Genomic DNA, 8,417 nt, shown 5'->3' with positions numbered 1-8,417 from the left:
GTGCCATACCGGTGATTAAGATCAGGAAGAATGCCTCCACTGACAGGCAAAGGGGATCAAAACACAGAAGAAAGGAGGTAAGAGAATACCAGGAGAAAGGTTACAAACAGTGGGCAGAAGAGAAGCATTACGGAATGAGGTGGCCTGGGACTGAAGGAATATTCTCCGCAGTAAAGAGGAAGTTTGGAGAGAACTGTGTAAGCAGATCTACAGAAGGATTGAAAGCAGAGGGATCCCAGAGATTATGGATATACGACTATATAAACCAGAGGGCAAAGATGGAGGTAAATCAGATGAATTAGAGGCTGAAAAGAAGAATAAAATCAGAGGAAGAGTGAAGAGAGCGGAAATCATGATCTTTGTTCAACAGAGCAGTTATATTAACAGATATTAAATATGGATTGACTGTTTCTTTATAGGTTGAATTTTCTGCTATATTTAAATTGAAATTTGTTGGAACATAATGGGCATTGTTGTAATTAAACCTGTAAATTCCTGATGGTATAGAATAACCATAATATGTCCCTATAGAATTGCTTCTGATAAATGCTGGACTGATACTAAATATTCCCCCGTAGCCGGAAAGGTAGGATTCACCAACAGATGCGTTGCCTTTCAATGGTACAGAGCTTTTTAACATGATGGTAGAATTGAGTATCATACGCTTAGTCATATTGAATTTAATATGGTGTATCCCACTTGCAGTACTATATTTTACAAAGCTTGAGTTGTAGTATAATGTATAGGCAGCCATTGTATAATTTCCAGAATATTTAAGGGATAAGTTTCCATTACCAGCATCATTTGTTATTCCATTATATGTATATATGGCGCCGCTTTGTTTTATTAATATCAGGAAATTTGTGTTGTTCAATTTCTTTCCCAGTTCAATAGTAATATTTTTATTCAGGATTCCGGTTATGTTGTTTGAATTTAAACCCCCTGAAATTGCACTGTCATTCAGATAGGGTATGAGACTGGAAACATTAGCAGAATTTGTATCTATTGCAGATTTTCCAGAAAATTCATTAATTCCGGTACCTATGGAAGATGCAGGAAGAATTGAGATGTTTTTAGAAGTGTTCCCCTTAAGGTAAATAGATGTTGTATAGTTATCAAATCCCGGTGATGAATAACTAATAGAGTATGAACCCCGCGGCAAAGTGATGCTATAGGACCCGTTCCGGCTTATGTTCAACGTTCTGGACATAGTTGAATTGCTTATAGTAATTGTACCATTGACTGGTAACTTATTGTAAAAATTAGATACGTTTCCTGACAGTGTAAAATTCTGACCAGTAGTTAATGCGTGATTTCCACTTAAACTAGAATTACTATCCCATGCCCATTTCCGTTACCAGTCACTAGCCTATCGGTTGGATTGTGCCCCGGATATGGAATATTGGTTCCTGAAAATACGATAGCAACCAGAATTGCACTTATTGCCACTGCAGTTAATACTTTATAATTCAATAAAAATCAATGGATTTTTAGCATATAAATATTTCGGATGTACTAAAATATATGTAAGAAATAATCTATTAATTGTTAAATATAGAAACATAATTACAGTGACATGAAGTTTCTCGCTTACTTTGGACATTTAAATATTGATGTAAGTATGTCGGTATCATCACTTCCAACACCCGGTGAAGCCAGAGGGGTTGATGTGCTAAGGGAAAAATTTGCCGGGACAGCAGGCAATTTCGCCTATGTTGCAAATTCGCTGGGGCTTGATTTTGATCTCTATTCCATTGTTGGGCTGACCTCTCATGCAAAATATCTGGAAAACTTGAAAGAAGTGGGTATAAGCATAGAACATGTAGATATAGATGCGGGAGAAATTGGGCCTATTTGTTACATTCCCTCTGATGGAAAGGAGCAAATTGCATATATGTTCCAGGGACCCATGAATAACTGGGAAGCATCAAAAAAATTTGAATATGAAAATTATCTTTACCTGAACATAGGTACAGGTCCTGTAAAGGAATATCAGAGAATACTGAGCCAGGAAAATAAAGCGAGAATTGTATTTGACCCAGGACAGGAAATATGGTATACATATAACAGTGAAACTGCACAGTATATGGTTGAACACAGCGATATGATAATTATGAACAGAAAAGAGTTCACACATCTTCTGGAACTGCTTCATACGGACTATATTACAGTATACGGCAAGGTAAAAGATATAGTGATAACTGAAGGAAAGAAGGGAGCGACTGTTGTGGAGGATGGTGAGTCTACCCTGGTACCGGCAGTCAAGTCAGATCATGTAGTAGATACTGTGGGTGCTGGGGATTCCTTTAGAGCTGGGCTATATACAGGGCTTTCAAATGGGTTTACTCTTCAGGATTCCGCATTAATAGGAAATATAACGGCTTCTAAGGCAATTGAGAATAATATAAATGAGTTTAATCTTAAATTTAAGGATATACTAAAGATGTTTAATTTGATCAAATCGTAGTGTCTACTTTTGCCATATTTGAAAAAACTTCAAAGTCTTTTTCCGGCAGATCGTAGGGAATAAGCCTTCCAGTGAGTTTTAGGAATCCTTCACTAACTAGAAAATCTACATCTGCAGTATTTGAAAATACAACAACCCCATGATGGGTTTTAGAGTTGATGCCACATCTCTTTATGGCAACATTGATCTGATTAGTGTTTGATAGGTACATCAGAAGCACATTCCCTGGAAAATGTATTTTCCCGTTGTGCTGTATGTACCGTTCAGTCTTTCTGATTGCTTCCTTTAACTGTAGTTCTGACATTATGGCATTACAGTCAATTAATTGCAAAAAATCCTTCCTGGTTTTCAAATAGTCAAAAATTTGGGTATCGTATTTAGTTAAAATAAAATATTGTAAATCATACAACATTTGTTCTTCGTCTCTGGACAGGTTTTTTAATATCGGTTGCCGGGTTTACAACGTTTTTAATTTTCTGGAGGAATTTATCTTTTTCCATACCCATTACCAGGGCATTTTCAAGGACATCCTCTATTCTTGAAGCGCCTATTATCTGTATTTTGTCCTTATGTGCCTCATCCAGTATAATGTCATTGAAATTGGAAGCAGGGACTATGACCTTTGACAGGCCGGTATCTATTGCTGCTTCAACCTTTGCTGTTACTCCGCCTACTGGTAGTACATCGCCTCTTACACTGAGGGATCCTGTCATGGCTACTGTCTGGTCAATAGGTATGGACTCAAGGGCTGATATAACCGCTGTGGCTATTGACACACTTGCTGAATCACCCTCAACGCCCTCATAAGTTCCAACAAACTGTATGTGTATATCTACATCTGAAATGTTTTTTCCACTTATTTTCTTTATTACTGCTGAAACGTTCTGCACAGCTTCTTTGGCAATTTCTCCCAATTTTCCGGTAGCGTAAACAGAGCCATTATGAGGATGCTGCGCCTGGGTTACTTCGGCAACAATAGGCATGACAACTCCTGTAAAATCAGACATGTCAGTTGACCCCATAACGGCAAGTCCGTTGACTTTTCCTATTGCACTTCCGCTTCCGGTAAACATTTTGTAAAGTTTCTTGACTTCTATAGCCCTGTCAGCTATCTGCTGTTCAACCGGTTTGCTTAAGCTTCTTGCCTGATTTACGTCCTCTGCAGTCACTATTGGTTGCTTATTCGTAACCGCTATATCTCCTGCCACTCTGACAAGACCGCCCAGTTCCCTTAGCCTTAATGTAAGCCTGCCTTTCCTGCCGGCCCGTTTCTGTGCCTCTTTCAATATTTCTGTTATGGCACCCTCATCAAATGGGGGGATTTTTTTGTCCTTAGCGATTTCCTGTGCAATAAATTGTACTATTTTCCTTCTGTTATCATCGCTATCTTCCATTGTATCATTCATATAAACTTCATATCCATATCCCCTTATCCTGGATCTGAGTGCTGGATGCATATTCCTTATTGCATCAAGGTTGCCGGCTGCCACAAGTACAAAATCGCATGGTACAGGTTCAGTCTGAACCATCGCACCAGCACTTCTTTCGCTCTGCCCGGATATGGAAAAGCGCTTTTCCTGCATTGCCGTGAGCAGTGCCTGCTGGTCTTCTGGCCTGAGCAGATTTATTTCATCTATGAAAAGCACCCCTTTATCAGATTTTTGCATATTTCCCGCTTCCACTCTCTCATGAGCGGGAGTTTCCAGTCCGCCTGACTGGAAAGGATCATGCCTTACATCTCCAAGGAGAGCGCCAGAATGAGCGCCAGTAGAATCTATGAAAGGCGGCTTATCATTTGGATTATGCCCTACTAGCAATTTTGGAACCATTGCACGTTCCATACGTGCTGCAGGATTCATTGCCATTATTATATACAGGAATGCCGCACCAATTACCGCAAAGAAAAGAATTTCGATGGCGGTCCCCTTCAGATTGCTTATCCATAGATAAATAGCTAGTATAGCACCTAGTAATATTATAGATAGGACAATGAAAAGAAGGCTTTTGGATCTGTCCTTTTTTTCTCTCTCAGCCTTTATCTGATACTGCCTGAGTATTTCCTTTCCCTTACCGGCCGGGAAGGTCTTAATCTTTGGCTTGTTTGGGTCTTCTGGATTAGGGAAACATAATACATCTTCCAAGTCCTCTTTTGGAAGAAAATCTACCATAGACTGGGCTAACATAGATTTGCCGGTTCCCGGCTCACCAATGAGAAGGACGTGCCTTTTCTGGATAGCTGCTTTTTTTATGACTTCTCCAGCATGCTCCTGCCCAATTACCTGGTTAAACAGAAGCTTGGGCACCTCAACTTCCTTAGTGCTTTTCACACCTAATTTAGATACCCATTCTTCAACATCATCATTATTAGTGTCCACGTTATCATTATCTAATCTTAATAATTAAGCTTTCCTATACTCTTTTAACTAATCAAATTTAATAATACGGAAAAATGATTTTCAAGACACTTCCATTAGCACACTGCAATTCATCCACATGGGAAACTCAGTTGCTTTCTTTATGATAGTATTTCCTGATCATCCCCATAATGGAAAAATGGTTAAAATCATTATACCGGATCGATGCGTAAAAATAATGGCACACATTATCTCACACCCACATTATCCCCATATCCATAAATATATATTTTTTATGGTGTTATACTAATATGGAAGATATTGAAATTGTGGATTCAAAAATTGGAAAAATATTTGACTCTAGAGGAAACCCTGCCATAGAGGCGACAATTTTCTTAAATTATGCATCAGGAACTAGCTCTGCACCGGCCGGCGCAAGTACCGGGAAAACAGAGGTTATTGCATATCCTGAGAATAATATAGAAAACAGTGTGGATTTCTATAACAGGCACGTAAGAAATGCATTGAAAGGCTTTAACGCATTGAACCAGAGCGGATTTGATACATTACTGCATGAACTTGATGGCACTGATAATTTCTCGGAAATGGGAGGAAACCTTTCCACAGCGCTTTCCATTGCCAATGCGAAGGCAGTTTCAAACTATCTGGAAATACCATTATACAGGTATGTTGGAGGGCTCCATCCACAGATTCCACGCCCCATGGGAAATATTATAGGAGGCGGAAAACATTCTAAAAATGGCACTACCATACAGGAATTTCTTGTCTCTTCACAGGGAAAAACATTTTATGATTCTGTTTATTACAACATTTTAGTCCATAGAAGAGTTGGAGAGAAATTATCTGAGAAACTCAAGGGGCAAAGCGTGGGTTTAGGGGATGAAAAGGCATGGACCGCCGATGTGTCAGATTCAGAAGCCATAGACATCATAAAATCCGCTGTCAGTGAAATCTCATCCGAGAATAAGGTGAAAATTTACCTCGGTGTGGACTTCGCAGCCGATTCATTTTATGAAAATGGAAAATATCATTATAAAACCTCCACAAAAACACAGGATGAACAAATTGACTATGCCATTTCATTAAACAGGGAACATGGTTTTTACTTTATTGAGGATCCATTATACGATAACGATTTTGAAGGTTTTGCAGAGATAACAAAAAAAATAGGGAAAAATGCTCTGATAGTTGGAGACGATATTTATACAACAAATCCCACGAGAATTCAAAAGGGAGTGGAAATGAAATCCAGCAATGGTGTCCTTATAAAGGTAAACCAGATAGGCACACTTTCGGATACTGTCAATTCGGTGAAAATTGCAACAAAAAATTCCATGGAGACAGTTGTTTCACATAGAAGTGGTGAAACTACAGATGATTTCATAGCACATCTTGCCATCGCCTTTAATTCCAAATTTATAAAAACAGGTACAATAGGTGGGGAAAGGTTAGCTAAGCTCAATGAAGTGATACGACTCGAAGAAGATCTGATCTGAAAATGCTCAATATTATGGGCTTGGGGCTGAGAGGGGTGAAGAGCCTCACACTGGAAGAGGCAGATGCCATTAGGGAATCAGAAATTGTATACTTCGAGACATATACATCCATATCGCCCCAGGATACTATTAATTCAATACCATCACTCACAAAAGGCATCGTGAAGCCTGCAGATAGAAAACTGGTGGAAACAGATAAGGAAATAATAAATGAGGCCAAAAAAAAGAACGTGACCTTGCTTGTCACCGGGGATGCATTATCTGCGACAACTCACAATGAACTTCGAATGGAAGCAAAGAAATCGGGTATAGAGGTCAGAATATTCGAAAATGCGTCCATAATCACCGCATTTATTTCCAGAACCGGGTTATTCAATTATAAATTTGGAAATATCGTGTCCATGCCATTTGTTTATGAAAATTTTTTTCCTGTCAGTGTATATGAGAGGATTTACACCAATTATTCAAACAGTATGCACACACTTTTATTGCTCGATTTGAAGGACGGAAAAACTATGCATGTATGTGAGGCTTTATCTATACTTCTGAAAATGGAGGAAAAAAAAGGTAAAGGGCTCATAAATTCCGGAATCATTGTCATAGCAGGAATAGGAATTGCCTCTGAAAATGAAAGAATAATATATGGAACTCTGGAAAAAATAATGGAAAACAATCCACAGGGTTCACCAGCCTCAATAATAATCCCATCTAGGATGAATGATGTGGAAAATGAATTTTTAAATGCATTTGCAATGAAAATTTGATTCAATTATCGGAATTGTTATATTTTCGTTGGTAATTTGGAAATTGAAACATTTTGATATAATTGTTTCAAGTAAAAATCGTACCATTCTCCATTTCAAACGAATGCCCAATAAGATAGCTGAAACTCCTATTCAGAAAAAATCAACAAAGAATTAACAATCTCCAATTATCATAAAAAACATATACTATATTTATATCAATTATGAAAGGTCAAATTATGATAGACATAAAACTTCTCAGATCAGACAGGGAAATATTCTACAGTTCATGCAAAGCCAGAGGCTTTAACACAGATATTCTGGACGAATTTTTCTCCCTGGATTCCAGATGGAGAGAGAATCTCAAGATATTAAATGAGCACAAACATAAAAAAAATATGGTGACATCCAGTATTTCCACGATGATTAAGAATGGAGAGGATATAGACAGTTTAAAGTCTGAAGTGCATGAAATCAACAAAAAAATAAGCGACATGGAAGAAGAGCAAAGGGGGATAGAAACTAAGAGAAATGAAATAGTAAGGCTGATACCCAATTTGCTTGCAGATGATGTTCCCATATGCAGCGGGGATGAAAACAGTAAAATTGTGAAATACTTTGGCAATTCAAAGGTTTACAATAAGGACCTGGACTATTTTATGGAGAATAGTAATAATTCTAAAAATTATACTGTATTAGATAAAAAACCGGTTGACCATCAAACCCTCATGGAAAAATACAATCTGGCCGATATTGAAAGAGCGGGAAAGATAGCAGGTTCCAGATTTTATTTCCTGAAAAATAGACTGTTCAAGCTTGAACTTGCACTGATAAATTATGCAGTAGATTTTCTTTCCCAGAGAAACTTTTCAGTAATGGAACCACCATTTATGATTAACTATGCCTCTATGTCCGGTGCTACAGATATAGAAACATTCAAGGAATCATTATACAAAATTGAGGGGGACGACCTTTATCTAATAGCAACCGCAGAGCATCCACTGGCATCTATGCTGTCCGGAGAAATACTGGAAGAGTCTGAATTGCCATTGAGGGTAAGTGGTGTTTCCCCATGTTTCAGAAGGGAAGCAGGTGCACATGGAAAGGATACCAAGGGAATATTTCGGGTTCACCAGTTCAACAAGATAGAGCAATTCATCTATTGCCGGCCTGAAGAATCGTGGGATTTTTTCAATGAACTGGTGACTAATTCCGAAGATATATACAAAAGTCTCGGATTGCCATACAGAATAGTGAATATATGTTCCGGAGACCTTGGTAGCCTGGCTGCAAAGAAATACGACATAGAGGTATGGTATCCATCACAGGGAAAATT

General features: G+C 38.3%; 8 protein-coding genes and 1 pseudogene. 5 read left to right on the top strand and 4 right to left on the bottom strand.

The window, feature by feature from the left end; translation table 11 throughout:
* Positions 1–302 (top strand): annotated as a pseudogene (locus AMDU4_RS13565) (IS5/IS1182 family transposase); the annotation flags it as partial.
* Here AMDU4_RS13565 and AMDU4_RS13560 read toward each other — a convergent pair.
* Positions 299–1,210 carry a hypothetical protein gene (locus AMDU4_RS13560; protein ID WP_021788497.1) on the bottom strand — a complete coding sequence of 304 codons (912 nt, stop codon included), beginning with the start codon at positions 1,208–1,210 and terminating at the stop codon, positions 299–301. The pseudogene AMDU4_RS13565 and the gene AMDU4_RS13560 sit on opposite strands and share 4 nt — an antisense overlap.
* Before the next feature lie 110 nt (positions 1,211–1,320).
* Entirely contained in the window at positions 1,321–1,473 is a 153-nt protein-coding gene (locus tag AMDU4_RS13555; RefSeq protein WP_290705546.1) for a hypothetical protein, read from the bottom strand.
* 103 nt (positions 1,474–1,576) lie between these two features.
* On the opposite strand from AMDU4_RS13555, the gene AMDU4_RS13550 reads away from it, so the two are divergent.
* A complete protein-coding gene (locus AMDU4_RS13550) occupies positions 1,577–2,467 on the top strand; it encodes a carbohydrate kinase family protein (protein WP_021788496.1) in 891 nt (296 codons plus the stop codon).
* On the opposite strand, the gene cgi121 is transcribed toward AMDU4_RS13550, so the two are convergent.
* On the bottom strand, positions 2,457–2,879 hold the full coding sequence (gene cgi121, locus AMDU4_RS13545) for a KEOPS complex subunit Cgi121 (protein ID WP_021788495.1): 423 nt from the start codon (positions 2,877–2,879) through the stop codon (positions 2,457–2,459). The genes AMDU4_RS13550 and cgi121 overlap by 11 nt on opposite strands.
* Positions 2,869–4,842 (bottom strand): ATP-dependent protease LonB, encoded by a 1,974-nt coding sequence (lonB, locus tag AMDU4_RS13540; RefSeq protein WP_021788494.1) that lies wholly within the window; start codon positions 4,840–4,842, stop codon positions 2,869–2,871. The genes cgi121 and lonB overlap by 11 nt, the downstream gene beginning before the upstream one ends.
* A gap of 290 nt (positions 4,843–5,132) precedes the next feature.
* On the opposite strand from lonB, the gene AMDU4_RS13535 reads away from it, so the two are divergent.
* The 3 genes from AMDU4_RS13535 to serS form a co-directional block, all read left to right on the top strand.
* Entirely contained in the window at positions 5,133–6,338 is a 1,206-nt protein-coding gene (locus tag AMDU4_RS13535) for an enolase (RefSeq protein WP_021788493.1), read from the top strand.
* 2 nt (positions 6,339–6,340) lie between these two features.
* Positions 6,341–7,102 (top strand): diphthine synthase, encoded by a 762-nt coding sequence (gene dph5, locus AMDU4_RS13530; RefSeq protein ID WP_021788492.1) that lies wholly within the window; start codon positions 6,341–6,343, stop codon positions 7,100–7,102.
* Between the two features lie 218 nt (positions 7,103–7,320).
* Positions 7,321–8,417, top strand: a 1,097-nt coding sequence (gene serS / locus AMDU4_RS13525) for a serine--tRNA ligase (protein ID WP_290705542.1), incomplete at its 3' end; no start/stop codon positions are given.

Source organism: Ferroplasma sp. Type II, assembly GCF_000496155.1.
This window is presented reverse-complemented; position numbering and strand designations above follow the sequence as displayed.